The following is a 23,566-nucleotide window of genomic DNA, read 5'->3' as shown; positions in this document are numbered from 1 at the left end:
GTTGCGCAATACGTCAGGTGTTGACGCATCGAGACTTTCGCTGAATAGCAAGCGGTCAACTGCCGGGTCTAAGGTCATTCCCTGACGATGCGGCCCGGCGCCGTCCGCTCGACCGCCTGGGGCTGGCTGCGCAGCAGCTCGACCAGGGCGTCGATGTCGGTGCCCAGCACGGCGCGGTCGCGGCCGTGGCGGAAGCCCGCCTGTTCGTCGCCACCTTCGGACAGGAAGTTGTTGACGACGATGCGGTAGTCGCGAGCGCGCTCCAGCGGCTTGCCGTCGATGAGGATCTCGCCCAGCTGAGGCGTGCCGTCGGCACCCGGGCGCCAGCGGTAGTGCAGCGTCCAGGAGGGTTGCAGCATGCGCGGCGCGGCGCCGCCCTTGGGCAACTGGCGCTGCAGCACGTCCCAGAGCTGCTGGCCGGTCAGCGTCAACGCGACGAGTTCGTTGCCGAAGGGCTGGATGGCGAGCAGGTCGCTCATCGTCGTCGGCTTGCCGGCCTCCACCACCAGGTCGGCGCGGATGCCGCCCGGGTTCATGAAGGCGATGTCGGCCGGCGTGCCCTGCTTGCGGGCGAAGGCGAGCTGGCTGTCGGCGATGAGGTTGCCTAGAGCCGCGTCGCCGTTGGGCTCTTTGGCGCTGCGCACGGCGCCGCGCGGCAGTGTCGACACCGGCTTGGTGCGGGCGGCCTCGGTCAGCGCGGCGGCGCGGGCCACCAGCTCGGCCAGCGCCGGGTTGGGCGCGTAGACCGACTGCAGCACCGGGTGGTTGACGGCCTGGGCGTCCAGCACGCGGCCGGATGCGTCCAGCTTGAGGCGGCTTTCGGTGACCCAGCCGCCGTAGCTGCCCGCCTGCACGACGAGGCGGCCGTTGATCTTGCAGGTGTAGGCCTGGTGGCTGTGGCCGCCGATGATGATGGCGTAGGCCGGGTCCAGGCGCTTGGCGATGTCGTGTACGCGGCCGGTCAGCGTCGGGCAGGCGTAGGTCGGGTCATTGGCGGAGCCATCTTTGCCCTGCACGCCGCCTTCGTGCATGACGGCCACCAGCACCTGGGCGCCCTCAGCCTTCAACTGGGGCACGAGGGCGTTTAGCGTGTCGGCCTCGTCGGCAAAGCGTATGCCCTGAATGGCCTTGGCGACGATGACCTGCGGCGTGTCCCGCGTCGCCACACCGGCGATGGCCACCTTCAGGCTGCCGGCCTGCTTGATGACGTGGGTGGGCAGCAGGGGCTTGCCCGTCTTGGCGTCCAGCACGTTGGCGCCGAGGTAGGGGAAGCCGGGGCCCTGGAAGCCCGGCCACAGGCAGCCGTTTGCGCCGCATTCGCCGCGCGCCTGGCGCAGCAGCTCGGGCAGGCCGGCGTCCAGCTCGTGGTTGCCCAGGGCGCTGGCCGCGATGCCGAGCTGGGACATGGCTGCCAGCGTGGGCTCATCGCGCAGCAGGTTGGAAATGAGGGGTGAGGCACCGATCAGGTCGCCGCCCGCCACGAGGAGAGCGTCAGGGTGCTTCGCCTTCAATTCGGCCAGTGCGGTGGCCAGGTGGGCCACGCCGCCGGCAGCTTGGGGCTTGACTTCCCCGGTGGTGGCATCGGGCAGCCGGGGCATCAGCGGCGTGGGGCGCGCGGGCTGGATGTTGCCGTGGAAGTCGTTGATGGACAGCAGCGTCAGCTCGGTGGAGGTGGCGGGCGGCTGGGTGGCGCAGCCACCGAGCAGGGCGCAGGCGAGCGCTGTGGCGAGAAGGCGAAAGTGCATGGCGGGGCAGGGGATGCGGGGCAATCGGCCATCTTAGGAGTGGCTGCGTCGCAGCCGTTTGTAGCGGTTTCGCGACAGTTACAACAAACTAGGGGCACGGAGTTGAAGCACCCCGGCGACCCAATTTGGTGCCTCGGAAAGCGGCTAGGCAGGCCGACTGCTCTGGGAAAAATTCACAAGCGACCGAACGCCGCGCACCCGACGCCGCTGCTTGTCGGGCGCACTTTTTTGGTGCCGCCGTGAGGGTCGGTGCTCTAAAAATCGCCACTTCTGACTTACCCGTAAAGTTCTGTCACGGAAAGTCATGACAATTCGAGGACGGTCGCAAGTCGGCCATCAGCCGCTGGTCATTTGACGCGCGGCGCCCTACCGAATCTGTCAACGCCACGCGCGCCTTGCCGCGCCCACTAGGAGTCTAGGAATGAAGAGCAGACTGTTCTGCAAGACGGCCACCGCCCTGGCTGTTTCCGTACTGGCCACCGGCATCGTCTACGCGCAGGAAGCAGCAAAGGAAGAAGCCGCACCGCKCGCCAAGGACGACATGGTTCGTCTGGGCACGATCACGGTCGTCGGCTCGGGCGCCAAGCTGGGCACCGGCATGATGCTGAACGATGACTCGGTCAAGGGCCGCAGTACGATCACCAAGGCGGCGATGGAGAAGGAACTGGGCACCGGCAACGTGCTGCAGAGCATCGCGCAACTGCCTGGCGTGAACACCTACAACTACGACGCGACCGGCCTGTTCGGTGGCGACGTGACCATCCGCGGCTTCAGCTCCGACCAGATCGGCTTCACGGTCAACGGCGTGCCGGTCAACGATTCGGGCGGCTATGCCTTCTACGCCCAGGAAATGATCGACAAGGAGAACGTCTGTACCGCTTCGGTGGCCCAGGGCTCTCCCGAACTGGAATCGCCGCACAGCGGCGCCACGGGCGGCAGCGTGAGCATGATCACCTGCGACCCGACGGACCAGTTCCGTATCCGCGCTACCCAGACCCTTGGCGGCCTGAACCTGAATCGCAGCTTCGTGCGCGTCGACTCGGGCCGGTTCATGAACAACATGGCGAAGGTGTTCCTGAGCTACTCGCACGCCGAAGCCGACAAGTGGAAGGGCGCGGGCAAGGCCAAGAAGGACCACATCGACGCCGGCTTCTCGCTGGACCTGAGCGAGGACAACAAGATCCTCGGCTCGGTGCTGTACAACCGGATGGTCAACCAGAACATCTGGAGCGTCAGCAACGCGCAGGTCGCCGCGAACGGCTACAACTTCGACTACGCAACGACCTTCACGCCTCTGAAGACGCCGGGTCCCGGTGCTCAGGTAGACGTGGTTCAGAACCCGCTCTACTACGGCATGGCGCTGAATCCGTTCAAGAACGTGATCGCGTCGGTGTCGGGCTCGTTCAAGATCGCGCCGGAGACCTACCTGAAGGTTCAGCCCTACATGTGGTACGGCTTCGGCAACGGTGGCTGGTCCCAACTCATCCTTGACGAAACGGGTACCGCTCAGAAGTCCTCCAGCTCGGGCAGCAGCCTGATCGGCGGTGCTGTCGACATCAATGGCGACGGCGACATGCTGGACAAGGTGGCCGTGGGCCGCGCCAGCGTGACCAAGACGAGCCGCCCCGGCATCACCGGCGAACTCAGCACCACGATGGGCAGCCACTACCTGAAGGTGGGCCTGTGGTACGAGCGTGCGCAGCATACTCAGACCCAGCCGGCCGTGCGTATCGGTACCGATGGCGTGCCGATGGACATCTGGTTGCAGGAAGGCTGCATCCAGCGCGCCGACAAGAGCTGCTACGAAGGCCGCAACACCAAGACGATCAGCACGGCCTACCAGGTCTACCTGAACGACCAGATCACGCTGCTGAACGACCGTGCGTTCCTGAACCTGGGTCTGCGTCTGCCCCACGTCACGCGTGACGTGTACAACTACGCCAACGAAAGCGGCAACCTGCCCTTCACGGTGAACAGCACCACCGGCGCCTACACGCCCGGAGCTGCCAACACCCGCGTGTTCCAGGACTACCAGATCAAGCGCTCGTTCTACAAGATGCTGCCGCAACTTGGCGTCCGCTACAACCTGAACAGCCAGCAGCACGTCTTCCTGAACGTCGCGAAGAACTTCCGCGCACCGCCGAACTTCGCCTACTTCGGCACCTACGTCGGCCTGGTGACCCACGGGACCGCCAACATCGCTATGGAGCCCCTGGTCGAAGTCAAGCCGGAAACCTCCGTGATGGTCGATGGCGGCTGGCGCTTCCAGTCGAAGGACGTGTCGATCTCGGCCACCGTCTATAACAAGAACTTCAAGAATCGCCAGGTCCAGGCGACGGACCCGAACACGCTGCAAAGCACCTACATCAATGCCGGCGGCACCAAGGGCCAGGGCCTTGAGCTGGAAATCGGCAGCGGTGTCGTCAACGGCTTCTCGGCCTACGGTTCGCTGACGCTGCAGAAGGAAACGATGAACGAAGACCTGCGCGTCAGCTCCACCGGCTATCTGCCGACGGCGGGCAAGCAGTTCGGCAAGGTGCCCGACAAGATGGCCTCGCTGTCCCTGCAATATGACCAAGGCCCGATCTATGCGCGCCTGAAGGGCAAGTTCACCGCCGCGCAGTACGTTGACCTGATGAACCAGGAACAAGCGCCGAGCTACAGCACGTTCGACCTGGACGCTGGCTACAAGTTCTCCAACTGGGGCATGCTCAAGAGCCCGCAACTGCGCCTGAACATCTCCAATATCGGCAGCAAGCAGTACCGCAACCCGTCGTCGATCATCACCAACGCCGCGAACACGACGTTGAAGGGTTCGGGCGCCAACTTCACGCCGAGCACCGAGTTCTACTACCTCGGCGCCCCGCGCATGACCTCGCTGACCTTCAGCGTGGATTTCGAGTAAGCCGTAAGTACCACGTCGGCCGGGTGCACAAGGCCCGGTCAGTCGTTTCGGCAACCGCGAGCGCAGCCAAAAGCTGCCTCGCGGTTTTTTCGTTTTTGAGACTGACTACTTATGGATATCGCCGAGGCAGATGTACTTCACCTCGACATAGTCCTCGATGCCTTGCCGCGCGCCTTCACGGCCCAGGCCTGACTGCTTGACGCCGCCAAACGGCACTTCCGCCGTCGAGATCAGCCCCGTGTTGACGCCCACCATGCCGTACTCCAACGCCTCGCTGACGCGGAAGATGCGGCCGATGTCGCGGCTGTAGAAATAGCTGGCCAGGCCGAACTCGGTGGCGTTGGCGAGCGCAATGGCGTCGGCCTCGGTCTGGAACTTGAACACCGGCGCCACCGGGCCGAAGGTTTCCTCGCGCGAGCACAGCATCTGCGGCGTCGCGTCGGCCAGCAGCGTGGGCTCAAAGAAGTTGCCGGCCGCCGTCTCCAGGCGCTTGCCGCCGGCCAGCACCTTGGCGCCCAACGCGATGGCGTCGGCGACGTGGGTCTCGACCTTCTGCAACGCCGCCGCATCGATCAGCGGGCCGACGTTGATGCCGCTCTCGAAGCCGTTGCCCGTCTTCAACTGGCCCAGCTTGGCCGCAAACTTCTCCAGGAAGGCGTCGTACACGCCGGCCTGAACGTAAATGCGGTTGGCGCTCACGCAGGTCTGGCCGGCGTTGCGGTACTTGCTGGCCAGGGCGCCGTCCACGGCGGAGTCCAGGTCGGCATCGTCGAAGACGAGGAAGGGCGCGTTGCCGCCCAGCTCCAGGCTGAGCTTCTTGATCGTCGGCGCGCATTGCTTCATCAAGATGCGGCCGACTTCGGTGGAGCCGGTGAAGGACAGATGGCGTACGACGTCGCTCTCGCACAGCACCTGGCCGATCTCGATGGACTGGGTCGAATCCGCCGTCAGCACGTTCAGCACACCGGCCGGCATGCCGGCCTGCTGGGCCAGTTCAGCGGCGGCCAGGGCCGTCAGCGGCGTGGCCTCGGCCGGCTTGATGATGACGGTGCAACCGGCGGCCAGCGCCGGCGCGACCTTGCGCGTGATCATGGCCAGCGGGAAGTTCCACGGCGTGATGGCCGCGCAGACTCCCACGGCCTGCTTGATGACGAGGTAGCGCTTGGTCGGGTCGGTGGTCGGGATGGTCTCGCCGTAGACGCGCTTGCCCTCTTCGGCAAACCAGTCCAGGAAGCTGGCGCCGTAGACGACCTCGCCGCGCGCCTCGGCCAGCGGCTTGCCCTGCTCGGCCGTCATCAGCCGGGCGAGGTCGTCGGCGTGCTTGACGAGCAGTTGTTGCCAGCGCACCAGCACGGCGGCGCGTTCCTTGGCGGGCTTGGCGCGCCAGGCGGCGAGCGCGTTGGCGGCGGCGGCGATGGCCTCCTGCGCTTCGGCGCGACCGAGGTTGGGCACTTGGGCCAGTTCGCGGCCGGTGGCGGGGTCGGTCACGGCAAAGGTGGCGGCGCCGCCCACCCACTCGCCATTGATCAGGGCCTGGGTGCGCAGCAGGCCGGGGTTCTCGAGCGCGTCCAGCGGGGAATTCGCATCCATCGGGGGTCTCTCCTGTCGTATTGAGAGTCACTCTACCCGGGCGACGTAAAGCCCCCTCCCTACAATCCGCCTTCTTTGTCACCGCCCATTTCCACAGGAAGCCGCTGAATGAAAGCCGCCGAGATCCGCCAGACCTTTCTGAAGTTCTTCGAGTCGAAAGGCCACCAGATCGTCGCGTCCAGCCCCGTCGTGCCGGGTGACGACCCGACGCTGCTGTTCACGAACGCGGGCATGAACCAGTTCAAGGACGTGTTCCTGGGCTTCGACAAGCGCAGCTACTCGCGTGCCACCACCAGCCAGAAGTGCATCCGCGCCGGCGGCAAGCACAACGACCTGGACAACGTCGGCTACACCGCGCGCCACCACACCTTCTTCGAGATGCTGGGCAACTTCAGCTTCGGCGACTACTTCAAGAAGGACGCGATCAGCTATGCGTGGGAGCTGCTGACGGTCAACTTTGGTCTGCCGAAGGAAAAGCTCTGGGTCACCGTCTACAGCGAGGACGACGAGGCCTACGACATCTGGAACAAGACCGTGGGCGTGCCCGCCGAGCGCATCGTGCGCATCGGCGACAACAAGGGCGCGCGCTACATGTCCGACAACTTCTGGATGATGGGCGACACGGGCCCCTGCGGCCCCTGCACCGAGATCTTCTACGACCACGGCCCCGACGTGGCCGGCGGCCCCCCGGGCTCGGCCGAGCAGGACGGCGACCGCTACATCGAGATCTGGAACAACGTCTTCATGCAGTTCAACCGGACTGAGGACGGCGTGATGCACCCGCTGCCCAAACCGTCGGTGGACACCGGCATGGGCCTGGAGCGCCTGGCCGCAGTGCTGCAGCATGTGCACAGCAACTACGAGATTGACACTTTCGTGAACCTGCTCGCGGCCGCCAAGTCGGCCGTGGACGCGGCCGGTGGTGGCGACTGCGATGCCACGAGCCCGTCGCTGAAGGTCATCGCCGACCACATCCGCGCCTGCTCGTTCACCGTCGTCGACGGCGTGATTCCCGGCAATGCCGGGCGGGGCTACGTGCTGCGCCGCATCGCCCGCCGCGCCATCCGCCACGGCTACAAGCTGGGCGCGCGTACGCCGTTCTTCCACAAGCTCGTCACTGCACTCAGTGCCGAGATGGGCGAGGCCTACCCCGAGCTGCGCCAGGCCCAGGCCCGCGTGACCGAGGTGCTGAAGGTTGAGGAAGAGCGCTTCTTCCAGACCATCGCCACCGGCATGGAAATCCTCGAGACGGCCTTGGCCAAGGGCGGCAACGTCGATGGCGACACCGCCTTCAAGCTGCACGACACCTACGGCTTCCCGGTCGACCTGACCGCCGACGTCTGCCGCGAGCGCGGCGTGACGGTGGACGAGGCGCGCTTCAACGAGCTGCTCGAAGAGCAGAAGAACCGCGCCCGCGCCGCCGGCAAGTTCAAGATGGCGCAAGGCCTGGCCTACAGCGGCGTTGCGACCGAGTTCCACGGCTATGACGACCTCGCCGTCGAGGCCGCCAAGGTCACGGCCATCTACGTCGATGGCGCCCAGGTCAACGAGGCCCAGGCCGGCGACGACGCCGTCATCGTGCTGGACCACACACCCTTCTACGCCGAGAGCGGCGGTCAGGCTGGCGACTCCGGCGAGCTGCGCAACGGCACCACGCGCGTCGCCGTCGCCGACACCATCAAGATCCAGGCCGACGTGTTCGGCCACCATGGCCAGGTGACCGAGGGCTCGGTCAAGGTCGGCGACCAGTTCGCGGCCCGCGTGGACGCCGAGCGCCGTGCCAGGACCGTGCGCAACCACAGCGCCACCCATCTGATGCACAAGGCCTTGCGCGAGGTGCTGGGCGCCCATGTGCAGCAGAAGGGCTCGCTGGTGAATGCCGAGCGCACGCGCTTCGACTTCGCGCACAACGCACCGATGACGACGGAGCAGATCCGCGAGATCGAGGCCATCGTCAACGCCGAGATCCTGTCCAATGCCGCTGCCACCGCCAAGGTCATGGCGCTGGACGACGCGCAGAAAACCGGCGCCATGATGCTGTTCGGCGAGAAGTACGGCGACACCGTGCGCGTGCTGAGCATCGGCTCGTCCAAGGAACTCTGCGGCGGCACGCATGTGAAGGCCACCGGCGATATCGGCCTGTTCAAGATCGTGGCCGAAGGCGGTGTGGCCGCTGGCATCCGTCGTGTCGAGGCGGTGACCGGCGACAACGCGCTGGCCTATCTGCAGTCGCTGGAAGCAACGGTGCATGCCGCCGCGCAAACGCTGAAGACGGCGCCGGCCGAACTCGATGCCCGCCTGCACGCGGTGCTCGACCAGATCAAGTCGCTGGAGAAGGAACTGACCGCAGCCAAGAGCAAGCTGGCGTCTGCCCAGGGCGACGAGTTGATGGCGCAGGCGGTCGACGTCAAGGGCATCAAGGTGCTGGCCGCCAGGCTCGAAGGCGCCGACGCCAAAACGCTGCGCGAGACCATGGACAAGCTCAAGGACAAGCTGAAGACGGCGGCCATCGTGCTGGCGGCGGTGGACGGCGACAAAGTGCAGATCGCCGCTGGCGTGACGGCCGACAGCGTGGGCAAGGTCAAGGCCGGCGAGCTGGTCAACTTCGTCGCCCAGCAGGTCGGCGGCAAGGGCGGCGGCAAGCCCGACCTGGCCATGGCCGGTGGCACGCAGCCGGCGGGCGTGGCAGCGGCGCTGGCGAGCGTGGCGGGCTGGGTCGCCGAGCGCGTCTGATTCCGGATTCGGAATAAAAAACGGGCGGCCTGCGGGCCGCCCGTTTTGTTTGGAAGCTACCGGATCAGGCGGCGATGGCCGCTTCCATCAGGCCCATTTCGGCGCTGCTCATCAGGCCTTCGATGTCCATCAGGATCAGCATGCGGTCGGCCACCGAGCCGATGCCGGTGATGAAGCTGGTGTCCACGGTGGCGGAGCTCAGTTCTGGCGCCGGCTTGATCGCGTCGCGGCTCAGTTCCAGCACGTCGGAGACCGAATCGACAACGGCGCCGACCACGCGGTTCTTGACGTTCAACACGATGACGACGGTGAAGCTGTTGTACTCCGCCGTCGGGCAGTTCAGCTTCAGGCGCAGGTCGACGATGGGGACGATGACGCCGCGCAGGTTGACGACGCCCTTGATGAAGTCCGGCGCATTGGCGATGCGCGTGGGCGCCTCGTAGGAACGGATCTCCTGCACCTTCAGGATGTCGATGCCGTACTCCTCCGAACCCAGGCGGAAAGTCAGGTACTCGCCGCTCTTGGGGCCGTGGGCCTTGGTGGTGACGGCGCCGGCTTGGCGCAGGGCGGGGACGTTGCTGGCTTCCATGCGAACCTCTCTGTCGATCTTGGTTGTTGGTTAGTGGCGCGAGCGGCGCACGAGGCTGCCGACGTCCAGGATCAGCGCCACGCGACCGTCACCCATGATGGTGGCGCCGGACACGTCGTTGACCTTGCGGTAGTTGGCTTCGAGGTTCTTGACGACGACCTGCTGCTGGCCGAGCAGCTCGTCCACCAGCAGCGCGACGCGGCCGCCTTCGGCCTCGACGACGACCATGATGGAGCTGACGTGCTCGAAGTCGAAGCGCGGCACGTCGAAGACTTTTTCAAGCTCGATGACTGGCATGTATTCGTCACGCACCTCGACGACGCGGCCGGAGCCGGCGACGGTCTTGATGGTGTCGGACTGCACCTGGAAGGACTCGACCACCGAGGACAGCGGCAGGATGTAGCACTCGTCGCCGACGCCCACGCTCATGCCGTCCATGATGGCCAGCGTCAGCGGCAGCCGCACGGACACCTTCATGCCGTAGCCTTCCGCCGAGTCGATCTCGACGGTGCCGCCGAGTGACGTGATGTTCTTCTTGACCACGTCCATGCCGACACCGCGGCCGGACACGTCGGTGACCACATCGGCCGTCGAGAAGCCGGGCGCGAAGATCAGGCTCCAGCATTCGGCGTCGGTCATGGTGTCCGGCGCGTCTATGCCCTTCTCGCGGGCCTTCCTGATCAGCTTCTCGCGGTTCAGGCCGCGGCCGTCGTCGCGCACTTCGATGACGATGCTGCCGCCCTGATGGGACGCGACCAGCGTGATCGTGCCCTGCTCGGGCTTGCCGCGCGCTTCGCGGTCGGCGGGCATCTCGATGCCGTGGTCGCAGCTGTTGCGCACCAGGTGGGTCAGCGGGTCGGTGATCTTCTCGACCAGGCTCTTGTCCAGCTCGGTGGCTTCACCCTGCGTGACCAGTTCGACCTTCTTGCCCAGCTTGGCCGCCAGGTCGCGCAGCATGCGCGGGAAGCGGTTGAACACGGTCGACATCGGAATCATCCGGATCGACATGACCGACTCTTGCAGGTCGCGCGTGTTGCGCTCCAGGTCGGCAAGACCTGAGGTCAGCTGCTGGTAGAGGCCGGGGTCGAGCTCGCGGCTGTTCTGGGCCAGCATGGCCTGGGTGATGACGAGTTCGCCCACCAGGTTGATGAGCTGGTCGACCTTTTCGATGGAGACGCGCAGCGTCGTCTGGTCCATCGCGGCCGGCTTGGCCTCGGCCTTGGCCGGCGTGGCCACGCGGGTCGGCACGATGGCGGCGGTGGGTGCGGCCTCGGCGGCCGGCGCAGCCGCAGCGGCGCCGCCAGCGGGCATGCCAGGGGCGTCGTCGAAGAAGCCATAGCCGGGGTCGGCAGACGGGGCCTCGGCCGGCGGTGCGCCGGGCGAGCCGTCGTAGAAGCCAAAGCCCGGGCCAAGGGGGATGAGCTTGACCTGTTCACGCGCGACGTGAAAGGTGAAGAGGTCCAGCAGGTCGTTATCGGTCGAGCTGGTCAGCACCTTGAAGCGGCGCATGCCGTCGGAACTCTGGCCGGCGTCCAGCGGCTCGATGTTGCCGAGGTCGGTGATTTCCTTGAACAGCTCGACGAGGTTGTCGGCCAGGCTCAGGTCGGTCAGCGGTCCGACCTGCAGCTCCAGCAAGCGGGCGCCGGGCTTGCCGGGGGCAGCCGGTGCCGAAGCGGCGGGAGCAGGCGCGGCAGCGGCCTTGGGTGCGGATGCAGCAGCTGCGGCCGCCACAGTACCGCCACCGCCTTCGACGAAGCTCTTGATGTTGACGAGCAGGTCGGTCGTGTCGAACACGTCGCCGCCCGAGCCCTGGTGGCGGGCCAGTTGGGTGCGCAGCGCGTCGCCGGACTGCAGCAGCACGTCGACCATGGCCGAGTTGGGCTGCAGCTCGTGGCGGCGCAGCTTGTCCAGCAGCGTCTCCATCTGGTGGGTCAGTTCGGCGACATCGCTGAAGCCGAAGGTCGCCGCGCCACCCTTGATGGAGTGGGCGCAGCGGAAGATGGCGTTCAGTTCTTCGTCGTCGGCGGCCTCGACGTTCACATTGAGCAGCAGTCGCTCCATGTTGTCGAGGTTCTCGCCGGCTTCCTCGAAGAAGACCTGATAGAACTGGCTGAGGTCGATGCCAGCACTGATGCTGGCGCCTTCGGTGGTCATGTCACCCATGGCTGTACTCCCTGTGGAACGGACTTCAGCGGATGACCTTGCCGATCACTTCGATCAGCTTGGCGGGGTCGAAAGGCTTGACCAACCAGCCGGTGGCGCCTGCGGCGCGGCCAGCTTGCTTCATCGTGTCGCTGGACTCGGTGGTCAGGATCAGGATGGGCGTGGTCTTGAACTTCGGGTTCTCGCGCAGCTTCTTGGTCAGGCTGATGCCATCCATGCGCGGCATGTTCTGGTCGGTCAGCACCAGGTCGAAATCACGCGTGCCGGATTTTTCCCAGGCGTCCTGCCCGTCGACTGCTTCCACCACGTTGAAGCCGGCGTTCTTGAGCGTGAAGGCCACCATCTGACGCATCGAGGCCGAGTCGTCGACAGCAAGGATTGAGTGCATTTGAGTTTTCTCCGAGAGACGTTTTGCCTGGGGGCCGAATTGAACTGCGGGATTCAGAAAAGTTCGATGGAGCCGGCGTCCATCTCGTCCTGCGTGACCGGGTTGGGTCGCAGCGGCGCGATCTCGACGACGGCGGCACCGTCCTCGTCATCCATGCCGAAGGTGTCGCGGGCCAGTTGGTCGGCGCAGTTGCGCAGGCGCTGGCTGGTGTGGGCGATCAACTGCGTCGCCATGTCCTGGAACTGCAGGGCGGTGATGGCCCCGGCGATGTCTTGCATGATCTGCTTCAGCCCGGCGGCGGCGGGCGTGCCGTCGCTGCTGCCGAGCAGCGACATGGCCTCGTTGGAGGCGCTGAAGAAATGGGTGGACAAGGCCTCGCCGGCGTCGTCGAGCAGGCGCTGCAGACGCTCAAGGTCGTTGGTCACCGTCATCAGGTGATCCTGCAGTTCCGCAGCCGCCAGCAGAGGCATGGCGGTCAAGGCCCCGTCTAGTTCTGTTGCGTTGGAGGTTTCTATCTGCATCGTGTCTCCGCGAGGGGATGCCGCTTCTTTTCCCGATGGCCCTGGGTATTCGATCAGGGCGAATGCATCATGGCATGTTCACCTGATTTTCGACCGCTGTCGACCTGGAGATGGTGTGAGAACGAGCGGTATTACCGGTCTGAACGGCGTTCGGCGCGGCGCCGGGCCGGCAGGCGTCGGCGCGGCATACTGCGGCCCCATGACGATTTCTGGTGTCGAGCAGGCTGACCGGATCCTGCGTGTGCTGCATGTCGAGGACTCCGACCTCGACCATCAACTCATCCTCGCGCAACTGTCCCGCGCCGGGCTGCGCATCGAGATGCAGCGGCAGGACGCGCTGCCGGCCGTGCTGGCGGCGCTTGAGCGCCCCTGGGACGCCATCATCTCGGACTTCAACCTGCCGGGCTACACGGGCCTGGAGGTGCTGGAGGCCGTCAAGGAGAGGCAGTTGCTGACGCCCTTCCTGCTCGTCTCCGGCGAGATCGGCGAGGACGCGGCCGTGGCGGCGATGCGCAACGGCGCCTCCGACTACCTGCTCAAGAACAACCTGGCCCGGCTGGTGCCCGCGCTGCTGCATGCCATCGACGCGGTGGACAGCGAGCGCGCCCGGCGCGCGGCCGACGACGAGCTGCTGCGGTCCAAGCAGCGCCTGCATCAGCTGGCCGGCCATCTGCAGACCAGCGTCGAGCTGGAGCGGGCGGCCATCGCGCGCGAGATCCATGACGACGTCGGCGGGTCGCTCACGGCGCTGAAGTTCGACCTCGCCTGGATAGACCGCCACGCCCAGGAGCCCGAGGTGCGCCAGCGCGTTGCGGCGGCGCTGGAGACGGTCAGTTCGGCCATAGACGCCAGCCAGCGCATCATGCACAACCTACGCCCGGCCATCCTGGAGCAGGGCCTGGTGGCCGCGCTGCAGTGGATGACGGCACGCTTCGAGCGCCGCACCGGCATCGAGGCCGGCCTGCGCATCGGCGAGGAGCGCCTGGCCTTGCCGCCGGGCGTGCCGCTGGTGGCCTATCGCACGGCGCAGGAGGCGCTGACCAATGTGTCCAAGCATTCAGGTGCAACGCGCGTCGACATCGAACTCAGCCTGGACTCCGGCGTGCTGACGCTGGAGATCTGCGACAACGGCCGGGGCGTCGCGGCGGGCGACCTGGCCAAGGAGCGCTCCTTCGGCATCCGCGGCCTGCACGAGCGCGCGGCGACGGTGGGTGGCTGGGTGGACCTCTCCAGCACGCCGGGCAAGGGCACCAGCCTCATCCTGACCGTGCCGCTGGCGCCCGACGCCATCGACGCGCTGGACGACGCCACCGACTTCGGCAAGGACCTCGGCAACTCCATCTGGGGCCGCGTGTGATCAAGGTCATCCTCTGCGACGACCACGGCCTCATCCGTCGCGGCATCCGTGACACGCTGGCCGATGCCGACGACATCGAGGTCATCGGTGAGGCCGGCGACTACACGGAGCTGCGCGGCCTGCTGCACAAGCTGGGCAAGGACAACCCCTGCGACGTGCTGGTGCTGGACATCAACATGCCCGGCCGCTCCGGCCTGGACGTGCTGCATGTGCTGAAGGACGAGGGCGCGGCCGTGCGCACGCTGATCGTCTCGATGTACCCGGAGGACCAATACGCCATCCGCGCGCTGAAGGCCGGCGCCTATGGCTACGTCAACAAGGGCGGCGACCCGGCCACGCTGGTGCTGGCCGTGCGCACCGTGGCCCAGGGCCGCAAGTACGTGACGCCCGAGATCGCGCAGATGCTGGTCGAGAGCTTGACCGCGCCCGTCACCGAGCAGGCCCACCACAAGCTGTCGGACCGCGAGCTGCAGACGCTGGTGATGATCGCGTCCGGAAAGCGCCTGTCGGACATCGCCGAGGAGCTGATGCTCAGCCCCAAGACCGTCAGCGTCTACCGCGCCCGCATGCTCGAGAAGCTGGGGCTGACGAACAACTCCGAGCTGACGGTCTACGCCATTCGCAACGGACTGGTCGCCAGCTAGCCCTGCGTCAGTTGGCGCCCTGGGTGATCAACGTCACCCACCGATCCGCCTTGAGCAAGCGGCGCATGGCCAGCAGGACACGCTCGGGCGTGACGGCGGCCAGGCCCTCTTCCTCCTCGGCGAGCATCTGCGCGAAGGTGATCTCGCGGTCCAGCTGAATCATCAGCGCGCCGGCCAGGCCCAGCTCGCTGCCCAGGCGCTGCCGCCGGTCCGCACGCAGGCGGGATTGCGCCTGCTCCACCTCCGCTGCGCTGACGCCTTCTGCCAGCAGGCGCTGCAGCTCCTCATGCATCGCCGCCTCCACTTGCGCGGCGCGGGCGGACGCGCCGCTGGCCTGCAGGCGCAGGCCGGCGCGGTCACCGTCGTTGGGCACGCGCAGCTGGACGGTGACGCTGTAGCTCATCGCATCCTGCGCACGCAGGCGCTCCGTCAGGCGGCCGCCGCCGATGGGGCCGCCGCTGAGGATGCGCGTGCCGACGAGCAGGGGGAAATAGTCCTGGTCGCCGCGGTTCAGCGGCAGCTCCTGCATCAGCGTGATCACGGCGGCGCGCTGCGCGACGGCATCGCGGCTGGCCGCGCCCGACGACGGCGGGCCGAAGTGCCCTGCCGCCACCGGCTTGTGCGCCGGCGCCGCGCGCACGAAAGCCGGCGCGTCCGGCTTCTTCCAGCCGGCGAAGAGGTGCTCAACCAGCGCCAACAACCCATCCGGCACCTGGCCCGCGACGGTGACCATCAGGTCATTGGCCGACCAATGCCTGCGCTGGAACTCGCGCACCTCGTCCACCGTCAGCGCCCGCCACTGCGCGGACAGCTCGGCGCCCGAGGGCTGGTAGCCCGCGTCGCCCGGCTGCAGGCCCATCTGCGCCATGCGGTGCTGGCGCTCGCGCTCCGTGGCACTGGCGCGGCCTTCGCTGCTGTTGCGCTCCGCGGCTGCCAGGCGGGCGAGTGCGGTGTTGCGCTCCTGCTCAAAGGCGGCCTGGGGCAGCTCGGGCTCGCTGAGCATCTCCTTGACCAGCTGCAGCGCCGGCGCGAGGTGCTGCCGCCTTGTCACCAGCTGCACCGTCAGCGACTGCGGGCCGCTGGTGACCCGCACCTCCGCCTGGAGCACCTTCTTGAGCTGGCGGATCGCGGCGCCCGTGCGGCCGGCGGCCCCGGCCTCCAGCATGTCGCCGCTCAGCGCGCGCCAACCGTTGAGCCGAGTCATGTCCTCTGCACGGCCCCAGCGCAAGCTCAGCAGCACGGCCACGCGTTCGTCCGCGGACTTGCGTGGCAACACGCCCAGCTTGATGCCGCTTGGCAGCAGGTAGCGCTTGGCGGCCCGCTCCAGCGCGGCGGGATCGGTCTCGAAGGCATCGCCCGCGCCGAGCGCCTGCTGCGGCTTGAGGTCGCCGATCTCGCTGGCCGGATCGCTGACGTGGGCGACCTCCGCCGGCCGCTCGAACCAGCTGGCGATGCCGGTCAGAGGCTGCTCCTCGAACTGCATCGCCTGCCGCGGCACGGCGGCATCGGTGACGCCGCGGGCATTGACGCGGTTCAGGCTGCGCAGGTAGAGGTCGGCAGCCTTGTAGACGTCCGTTGGCTTCAGCGCGGCCAGGCGCTCCTGCAGCTTGAAGGCCAGGCGCCAGTCGCCCGCGCCGACGGCGTCGCTGATCAGCACCGGCGCACGCATGGGGTCGCGAAGCGCTTCAGCGAGCTCGCGGGCGCGGGTGTCGGTCACCTGGCGCACGAGATCCGGGGCAATGATGTGCTTCAGGTCCTGCAGGCGGTCGACCCACTGCGACTCCAGCGACGTCAGGGCCGTGCGCGCCTCGGCGTCTGCACTGGGCGTGTTGGGCAGCTGCACGATCAGGCCCAGGATGGTGGGATCGCGCGTGCGGTTCGCCTCAAGAACGGCCAGCGAAAAGGGCCGCTCGGGATTGCGCTCGGTCACGCGGGCGGGCACCCGTCCCAGCAACCGCCCCAGTACCCCGACGGCCGCCGCGTGCTCGTGGGCCATGCCGGGCACGCGCCAGCCCACGGCCAGGGCGGTGCTGCTGGTGCGCATCGTCATCACTCGCGGTGCCTGCTGCTGGGGCTCGGGCTGTTCGGGCAGGGGCGGCAGCAGCTCCGGCGAGGGCGGCTCGGGGTTCTTCAGCGGCCCGAAGATCTCGACCACGGCCGCCAGCGCCTGCGCCGGCTCGAAGCCACCGGCCAGCATCAGCACGGCGTTGTCGGGTCGGTAGTGGCGGCGGTAGAAGGCCTRCAGCGTCGGCAGGGACAGCTGCTCGATATCCGCCACGTAGCCGATCACCGGTCGGCCATAGGGATGCTGGCGGAAGGCAGCCGCGAGCAGGCTTTGATGCATGCGCCTCTCGGGGGACATGCCCTCGCGCAGGCCCATCTCGTTGAGCACGATGGGCTTTTCCTTGGCGAAGTCGACCTCGGCCAGGCGAGCTTCGCTCATGCGCGATGCCTCCAGGCGCAGCATCCGCGGCAGCGTGGGCGTGGCGTCGCTGCTGGGAAAGCTGCTGAGGTAGTTGGTGCGGTCGGTGATGGTCGTGCCGTTGAAGCTCACGCCCAGACGCTGCATCTCGGCGCCCAGGTCGGCGATGGACGCCGTGCCGCGGAAGGTCACATGCTCCAGCAGGTGCGCCATGCCAGCCTGGCCCGGCCCTTCATGCCGACTGCCGACGCGATAGGTCACCGTCAAGCTGATGCGCGGCGCACCGGCCTGCGGCATCAACAACAGCTGCAGGCCGTTGTCCAGGCGGTACTCGGTGATGCCGCCCAGCGTTCTCTGTTCGGGGGGAAGGGAAACGGAAGTTTCAGCAAAGGCCGGCGTTGACAGCGCCAGCAGCAGGGCCATGGCGGCCCGCATCAATCGGTGTTTCGTGCTCATGGGCTCCGAGTCTTGTTTTCTCCCGGGCGGGGAATCTATCAGACGGCTGGAGCGCAGCTTTGCACCCGAAACACAGCCCCAGCCGCCGTTCGTCCGCGCCGATGTCGTTTCAACCTCACCGGCCGCCGTTCGTCGAAAGCCCTGATCGCATGACAGCCTTGTCTGTGCAAAATCCGATCCGTCCCGAACCCGGGGCATCAACTCATCGGGAGCGCGTCATCGACACCGGACTGCTGAAGGAGCTGCGCATCGAAGGCGCGCATCGCGAGGACCATGGCGGCGGGCCGCCGAAGTGGGTCTGGGGCGTGTTGGCCGGCCTGGTCGTCGTCGCCTTGGGCGGCGGTGCGGCCTGGTGGTTTTTTGCCGCTGGCAAGCCCGTCGCCGTGCAGACGGCCACCGCACGCGCCAATGGCCAGGGCGCCCGCAGCGACGCGGTGCTGCAGGCCACCGGCTATGTGACGGCGCGGCGCATGGCCACCGTGTCGGCGCAGATGACCGGCACGCTGACCGAGGTGCTGATCGATGAGGGCTTCAAGGTCAAAAAGGGCCAGGTGCTGGCCCGGCTGGACGACACCGGCCTGAAGGCGGGCATGGCCGCCGCCCGGGCGCAGGTGCGCACGGCCGAGGCCAACCTGGGCCAGTTGCAGGCCCAGCTTGAACAGGCCCAGGCCAATGAGCGCCGCCAGATCGAACTTGCCGCCAGCGGCATGACGACGCACCAGTCGCGCGAGCAGGCGACCACATCCGTCAAGTCCTACGTCGCGCAACTGGAGGCCGCCCGGCGCCAGATCGAGGCCGCCCAGGCCCAGGTGCGCCAGTCCCAGGTCAACTTCGACTACGCCACCGTGCGTGCGCCCTTCGACGGYGTCGTCACGGCACGTGCGGCGCAGGTCGGCGAGATCATCTCGCCGCTGTCCGCCGGTGGCGGCTTCACGCGGACCGGCGTCGGGACCATCGTCGACATGGACTCGCTGGAAGTGAACGTGGACGTCAACGAGGCCTACATCGCCCAGGTGAAGGCCGACATGCCCTGCGAGGCCGTGCTCGACGCGTACCCTGAATGGAAGATCCCGGCCCACGTCGTCGCCRTCATCCCGAGTGCCGACCGCGGCAAGGCGACCGTCAAGGTGCGCGTGGCGCTGGARCAGAAGGACGAGCGCGTCGTGCCCGACATGGGCGTGCGCGTGAGCTTCCTGGCGGCCAAGGCCAAGGCAGATGCCAAGCCGGTGCCCGGCACGCTGCTGCCGCCTGAGGCCGTCGTCGAGCGTGACGGCGCGCAGGTCGTGTTTGTCGTCCATGAGAACCGCGCCGAGCAGCGCGCGGTCAAGCTGGGCGGCGATGTCGGCAAGTTCCGGCTCGCCACCGAAGGTGTGAAGGCAGGGGAGACGGTTGTCGTGTCGCCGCCCGCCGAGCTGAAGCAGGGTTCAACCGTCTCCAACAAGGAATGAGCATGAGCGCATTGATCGAAGTCCGCGACCTGTCCAAGGTCTACACGCGCGGCAAGCAAAAGCTCGAGGTGCTGCACCACATCGACCTGGACGTGCAGCAAGGCGACTTCCTCGCACTGATGGGCCCGTCGGGCTCGGGCAAGACCACGCTGCTCAACCTGATTGGCGGCCTGGACACGCCCAGCGGCGGTTCGATCAGCGTGGGCGGCGAGCGCATCGACAAGCTCGGCAGCGCGGCGCTGGCCAAATGGCGGGCGTCGCGCGTCGGTTTCATCTTCCAGTTCTACAACCTGATGCCCACGCTGTCGGCGCAGAAGAACGTGGAGCTGCCGCTGCTGCTGACCAAGCTGTCGGCGGCCGAGCGCAAGAAGCGTGCGGCCATCGCGCTGCAGCTGGTCGGCCTGGCGGACCGCGCCTCGCACAAGCCCRCCGAACTGTCGGGCGGSCAGCAGCAGCGCGTGTCCATYGCGCGGGCCATCGTCTCSGACCCCACGCTGCTGGTCTGCGACGAACCCACCGGCGACCTGGACCGCCAGTCCGCCGAGGACGTGCTGACGCTGCTGCAGGCGCTCAACCGCGAGCATGGCAAGACCATCGTCATGGTCACGCACGACCCGCGCGCCGCCGCCCGCGCCAGCCACACGCTGCACCTCGACAAGGGCACGCTGGTCACTGCCGCTGAAGCTCTGGCCTGATCTACAGGAGGCCAACATGAAATACCTCCACCTCATCTGGGCGGCGCTGTTCCGGCGCAAGCTGCGGACCTTCCTGACCCTGGTGTCCATCGTCACGGCCTTCCTGCTGTTCGGGCTGCTGGACGCGGTGCGCATCGGCTTTGACCAGGCGGGCAAGAGCGCCAATGGCGCGCAGCGGTTGCAGACCGGCGCCAAGCTCAGCTTCATCCAGCTGCTGCCGATGTCGCTGAGCGCGCGCATCTCGCAGATCGACGGCGTCAAGGACGTGGCCTTTGCCAATTGGTTCGGCGGTGCCTATCAAAAGCCGGAGAACCAGGTCTTCAGCTTTGCCGTCTCGCCCAATTACCTGGACGTCTATCCGGAAATGCAGGTCTCGGCCGAGCACCGCAAGGCTTTCGCCGAGACCAAGGACGGCGTCCTCGTCGGCGAAGGGCTGGCGAAGAAGTTCGGCTGGAAGGTGGGCGACCAGATTCCCATGCAGTCCACCATCTTCCCGGACAAGAACGGCAGCCAGAACTGGCCCTTCAAGATCGCCGGCATCATCGTTGTGGCCGACAAGAAGGCAGGCGCCTTCTACGACCAGATGGTGTTGCTGAACTGGAAGTACTTCGACGACACGACGCCCTGGAACCAGGGCCAGGTGGGCTGGTACGTGACGCGCGTGAAGGACGTCAACCAGGCCGACCGCGTGCTCAAGGCCATCGACGAGATCTCGGCCAATTCTGACCACGAGACCCGCACGCAGACCGAAGCCGCGGCGATGTCCGCGTGGATGAGGCAACTGGCCGACATCAACCTCATCGTCACGTCCATCATGGGCGCCGTGTTCTTCACGCTGCTGCTGCTCGCTGGCAACACCATGATGCAGGCCGTGCGTGAGCGCACCGGCGAGATCGCGGTGCTGAAGACGCTGGGCTTCTCGGGTGAGAGCGTGCTGTCCATGGTGCTGGCCGAGTCGGTGCTGCTGCTGCTGCTCGGCGGCGTTATCGGCCTGGGGCTGGCCAGCGTCATCGGGCCTGCCGCGAGCGCGGGCAGCGGTGGCGCGCTGAACCTGCCGGCCGCGGGCCTCAGCAGCTGGGCAATCGGCGTCGGCCTGGCCCTGCTGTTCGGTCTGGTCGTCGGCGCGTTGCCCGCCTTGAGAGCAATGCGCATCAACATCACCGATGCACTGGCCGGAAGGGCATGAGCATGAAATTCCTGAAGAACTTCGGACTCGTCCTGCTCATGGTCGCCCTGCTTGCGGGCTGGGTGGTCATGCCCTGGTACGGCGCGCTGGCTGCGGCCGCGCTGCTGGCGCTGTGGATGTTCCTGTTCCGCAGCGGCGCGCAGGCCCGCTCGGTGACGGCGGTGGGCATCAGCACGCTGACGCAGCGGCTGGGCTCGTCGGCCGTCATCGTCGTCGGCATCGCCGGCGTGGTGGGCGTGCTGGTGGCCTTGCTGGCCATGGCCGAGGGCTATGCGCAGACGCTGCGCAACTCCGGCAGCGAGGACACGGCCATCGTCATGCGCGGCGCCTCGGCCAACGAGGTCTCGTCCTCGCTGAGCCGCGAGGACATCGTGCAGATCGAGCAGGCGCCCGGCGTGGCCAAGAACGCCAAGGGCGAGCCCATCATCTCGGCCGAGACCGTGGTGGCGGCCAACCTGGCCGTCAAGGGCAGCAAGACCGGCGACACGGGCAGCGCCCAGGTGCGCGGCATCAGCGAGGCCGCCTTCGCCGTGCGACCCAAGGCCAAGATCATTGAGGGCAAGACCTTCCAGCCCGGGCTGCGCGAGCTCATCGTCGGCAAGGGCGCGGTGCGGCAGTTCGAGGGGCTCACGGTGGGGTCCAGCCTGAAGCTGGGCAATCAACCCTGGACCATCGTCGGCATCTTCTCGTCGGGCGACTCGATGGAGTCCGAACTCTGGGCCGATGCCAACGTCGTCAACGACGCCTACAAGCGCGGCAGCGGCCGCAACTCGGCGACGGTGAAGCTGGAGAACCCGGCGGCCATCACGGCCTTCAGCGCCGCGCTGGAGGGCAACCCCCAGCTCAAGGTCAAGGCGACGACGACGCTGGCGTTCTTCTCCAAGCAGGGTGAGCAGATGACCAAGGTGCTGCGCATCATCGGCATCACGGTGGGCTCCATCATGGCCGTGGGCGCGGTGTTCGGCGCGCTGAACACCATGTTCGCCGCCGTCGCCACGCGGGCCCGCGAGATCGCCACGCTGCGCGCCATCGGCTTTCGCGGCCTGCCGGTCGTCGTCGCCGTGATGCTGGAGACGACGCTGCTGGCGCTGATCGGCGGGCTGATCGGTGGCTTCGTGGCCTGGCTGCTGTTCAACGGCTACGAGGCCTCGACGATGTCGGCCGGTTCGGTCGGCAAGCTGAGCTTCAACCTGGCCGTGTCGCCGGGCCTGCTGTGGGAGGGCATCAAGTGGGCCCTGGCCATCGGCTTCATCGGCGGATTGTTCCCGGCCGTGCGGGCGGCGTCGCTGCCGGTGACGACGGCGTTGCGGGAGGCGTGAGGACGGTAAGTTAGGGGGAGGGCGCCGGAACCTGCATCCGGCGCCGGCCACCTGGCCGTAGGCAGTGGGTCTTTGTCCCACCACCCACGTCAGGAGCCCCCGATGACTTCTTCCCTACGCACCGCGCTAGCCGCCGCTGCCTTCCTTGTCTGCGCCTCGTCGCAGGCCGTCACGCTGATCGGCCTGAACAGCCAGAGCCAGCTCAGCCGCATTGACACCACGAACATCGCTGGCGCGATGAACGTGGACATCACGGGCCTGATGACCGGCGACCGCCTCGTCGGCATCGACACCCGGCCCAAGGACGGCAAGATCTACGGCGTCAGCCTCGCCAACCAGCTCTACACGGTCAATGAAATGACCGGCGCGGCCAGCTGGGTCGCGGCGCTGAGCGCGCCTGTCATCCAGGCCAATCTCGGCTATGGCATCGACTTCAACCCGGTGGCCGACTTCGGCACCGGCGCGTCGCTGCGCCTGGTCAGCTCGGCCGGCGACAACTTCGCGATCAATGCGGCCACCGGCGTGGTCGGCAATGCCGCCAACAAGATCGCCGCCGGCTTCACCGGCGTGGCCTACACCAACGCGATGCTGATGCCCGCCACCGCGCCGGCCAGCACGGCCTTGTATTACATCGACGCCAGCAACGACACACTGGCCATGGCGCCGTCGGCCTTCAACACCCCGACGATCACGACGGTGGGCGCGCTGGGCGTGGACGTGCTGAAGGCCAACGGCTTCGAGATCCTGGGCAATGGCCAGGCCTATGCGGCGCTGAACGTGGACGCCGGCACCTCGCTGGCGACGGGCATCTACAGCATCAACTTGGGCACCGGTGCGGCAACGCTGATCGGTACCTACAACGGCACGCTGTCGGGCCTGACGGTCAGTGCTGTGCCGGAGCCTTCGACCTACGCGCTGATGGGCCTGGGCCTTGTTGGCCTCGGCTTCCTGCGCCGCCGGCGGTCCTGAGTTTTTTGCAAGCTCGGCGCGGCCGTCGTGCCTTCATGCGGGGCCGAGCGCCGGGCCGCTCCCAAGCCGGCCCGTCTGGCGATGTGCTCGCGGCTCGATGCCGCGAGCATCGCCGTCCCCTTGTATCTTTCCAATCAAGCATTTAGCGGCACGCGCTGAATGCCTTCCGTGTCGCGGTAGCTGCGCYAAACCTGTTGTCCCCCGGAGCTTGAAGTTCGTCCCCGAGCCTATGGTCAACGCAGCCACCCGTCTTGTCCAACCGTGTAGCCCGAACAGTTGCCAATCATGAGCATGCATCCGCAAGGTGGGGTAGCGAACCCGGTTCGTCGCATCAACGTCGGCATCGACGTGGCCAAGCAGCATCTGGATGTCTGCCTGGGCACCGAGGTGCGACGTGTGAGCAACGAGGCCGCGGGACACGACGAGTTGATCGCGA

General features: G+C 67.1%; 16 protein-coding genes and 1 pseudogene. 10 read left to right on the top strand and 7 right to left on the bottom strand.

The window, feature by feature from the left end; translation table 11 throughout:
* Positions 1–74: 74 nt before the first annotated feature.
* Entirely contained in the window at positions 75–1,745 is a 1,671-nt protein-coding gene (locus ACXRVZ_RS14145; RefSeq protein ID WP_457422477.1) for a bifunctional metallophosphatase/5'-nucleotidase, read from the bottom strand.
* Between the two features lie 421 nt (positions 1,746–2,166).
* Here ACXRVZ_RS14145 and ACXRVZ_RS14140 point away from each other — a divergent pair, with 421 nt between their 5' ends.
* Complete coding sequence (locus tag ACXRVZ_RS14140) at positions 2,167–4,650, top strand: TonB-dependent receptor (protein ID WP_458232500.1); 2,484 nt, start codon at positions 2,167–2,169, stop codon at positions 4,648–4,650.
* Positions 4,651–4,755: 105 nt separating this feature from the next.
* On the opposite strand, the gene ACXRVZ_RS14135 is transcribed toward ACXRVZ_RS14140, so the two are convergent.
* Positions 4,756–6,240 (bottom strand): NAD-dependent succinate-semialdehyde dehydrogenase, encoded by a 1,485-nt coding sequence (locus tag ACXRVZ_RS14135; RefSeq protein ID WP_457422481.1) that lies wholly within the window; start codon positions 6,238–6,240, stop codon positions 4,756–4,758.
* A gap of 108 nt (positions 6,241–6,348) precedes the next feature.
* On the opposite strand from ACXRVZ_RS14135, the gene alaS reads away from it, so the two are divergent.
* Positions 6,349–8,973, top strand: coding sequence for an alanine--tRNA ligase (alaS, locus tag ACXRVZ_RS14130; protein WP_458232499.1), 2,625 nt, complete (start codon positions 6,349–6,351; stop codon positions 8,971–8,973).
* A gap of 64 nt (positions 8,974–9,037) precedes the next feature.
* Here alaS and ACXRVZ_RS14125 read toward each other — a convergent pair whose 3' ends face one another.
* The 4 genes from ACXRVZ_RS14125 to ACXRVZ_RS14110 are packed head-to-tail and all read right to left on the bottom strand — an operon-like array spanning position 9,038 to position 12,583.
* A complete protein-coding gene (locus ACXRVZ_RS14125) occupies positions 9,038–9,562 on the bottom strand; it encodes a chemotaxis protein CheW (RefSeq protein WP_458232498.1) in 525 nt (174 codons plus the stop codon).
* 30 nt (positions 9,563–9,592) lie between these two features.
* Positions 9,593–11,725, bottom strand: a complete 2,133-nt coding sequence (locus ACXRVZ_RS14120) for a chemotaxis protein CheA (RefSeq protein ID WP_457422487.1) — start codon at positions 11,723–11,725, stop codon at positions 9,593–9,595.
* 25 nt (positions 11,726–11,750) lie between these two features.
* Positions 11,751–12,113 carry a response regulator gene (locus tag ACXRVZ_RS14115; RefSeq protein ID WP_394410235.1) on the bottom strand — a complete coding sequence of 121 codons (363 nt, stop codon included), beginning with the start codon at positions 12,111–12,113 and terminating at the stop codon, positions 11,751–11,753.
* A gap of 53 nt (positions 12,114–12,166) precedes the next feature.
* Positions 12,167–12,583 (bottom strand): hypothetical protein, encoded by a 417-nt coding sequence (locus ACXRVZ_RS14110; RefSeq protein ID WP_457422513.1) that lies wholly within the window; start codon positions 12,581–12,583, stop codon positions 12,167–12,169.
* Positions 12,584–12,833: 250 nt separating this feature from the next.
* Here ACXRVZ_RS14110 and ACXRVZ_RS14105 point away from each other — a divergent pair, with 250 nt between their 5' ends.
* Both ACXRVZ_RS14105 and ACXRVZ_RS14100 read left to right on the top strand, forming a co-directional pair.
* Complete coding sequence (locus ACXRVZ_RS14105) at positions 12,834–13,991, top strand: response regulator (RefSeq protein ID WP_457422491.1); 1,158 nt, start codon at positions 12,834–12,836, stop codon at positions 13,989–13,991.
* Positions 13,988–14,635, top strand: a complete 648-nt coding sequence (locus ACXRVZ_RS14100) for a response regulator (protein ID WP_457422493.1) — start codon at positions 13,988–13,990, stop codon at positions 14,633–14,635. The genes ACXRVZ_RS14105 and ACXRVZ_RS14100 overlap by 4 nt, the downstream gene beginning before the upstream one ends.
* A 7-nt stretch (positions 14,636–14,642) precedes the next feature.
* Here the strand turns inward: ACXRVZ_RS14100 and ACXRVZ_RS14095 are convergent, their stop codons facing one another.
* On the bottom strand, positions 14,643–17,513 hold the full coding sequence (locus ACXRVZ_RS14095) for a M16 family metallopeptidase (protein WP_458232497.1): 2,871 nt from the start codon (positions 17,511–17,513) through the stop codon (positions 14,643–14,645).
* 149 nt (positions 17,514–17,662) lie between these two features.
* Between ACXRVZ_RS14095 and ACXRVZ_RS14090 the strand changes: the two genes are divergently transcribed.
* From ACXRVZ_RS14090 to ACXRVZ_RS14065, 6 genes and pseudogenes are all read left to right on the top strand, one after another.
* Positions 17,663–18,961: an efflux RND transporter periplasmic adaptor subunit gene (locus ACXRVZ_RS14090; protein ID WP_458232496.1), complete on the top strand. Its 1,299-nt coding sequence runs from the start codon at positions 17,663–17,665 to the stop codon at positions 18,959–18,961.
* Entirely contained in the window at positions 18,958–19,656 is a 699-nt protein-coding gene (locus tag ACXRVZ_RS14085; protein WP_458232495.1) for an ABC transporter ATP-binding protein, read from the top strand. Before ACXRVZ_RS14090 ends, ACXRVZ_RS14085 begins: the two co-directional genes overlap by 4 nt.
* Before the next feature lie 16 nt (positions 19,657–19,672).
* The gene (locus ACXRVZ_RS14080; protein WP_457422501.1) at positions 19,673–20,842 is read left to right on the top strand and encodes an ABC transporter permease; all 1,170 of its coding nucleotides are present in this window, start codon (positions 19,673–19,675) and stop codon (positions 20,840–20,842) included.
* Positions 20,843–20,844: 2 nt separating this feature from the next.
* A complete protein-coding gene (locus tag ACXRVZ_RS14075; RefSeq protein WP_458232494.1) occupies positions 20,845–22,161 on the top strand; it encodes an ABC transporter permease in 1,317 nt (438 codons plus the stop codon).
* A gap of 102 nt (positions 22,162–22,263) precedes the next feature.
* Complete coding sequence (locus ACXRVZ_RS14070) at positions 22,264–23,130, top strand: DUF4394 domain-containing protein (protein ID WP_457422505.1); 867 nt, start codon at positions 22,264–22,266, stop codon at positions 23,128–23,130.
* 291 nt (positions 23,131–23,421) lie between these two features.
* Positions 23,422–23,566, top strand: a pseudogene (locus tag ACXRVZ_RS14065) (IS110 family transposase); the annotation flags it as partial.

The organism is Roseateles sp. P5_E8 (assembly GCF_054177665.1).
This window is presented reverse-complemented; position numbering and strand designations above follow the sequence as displayed.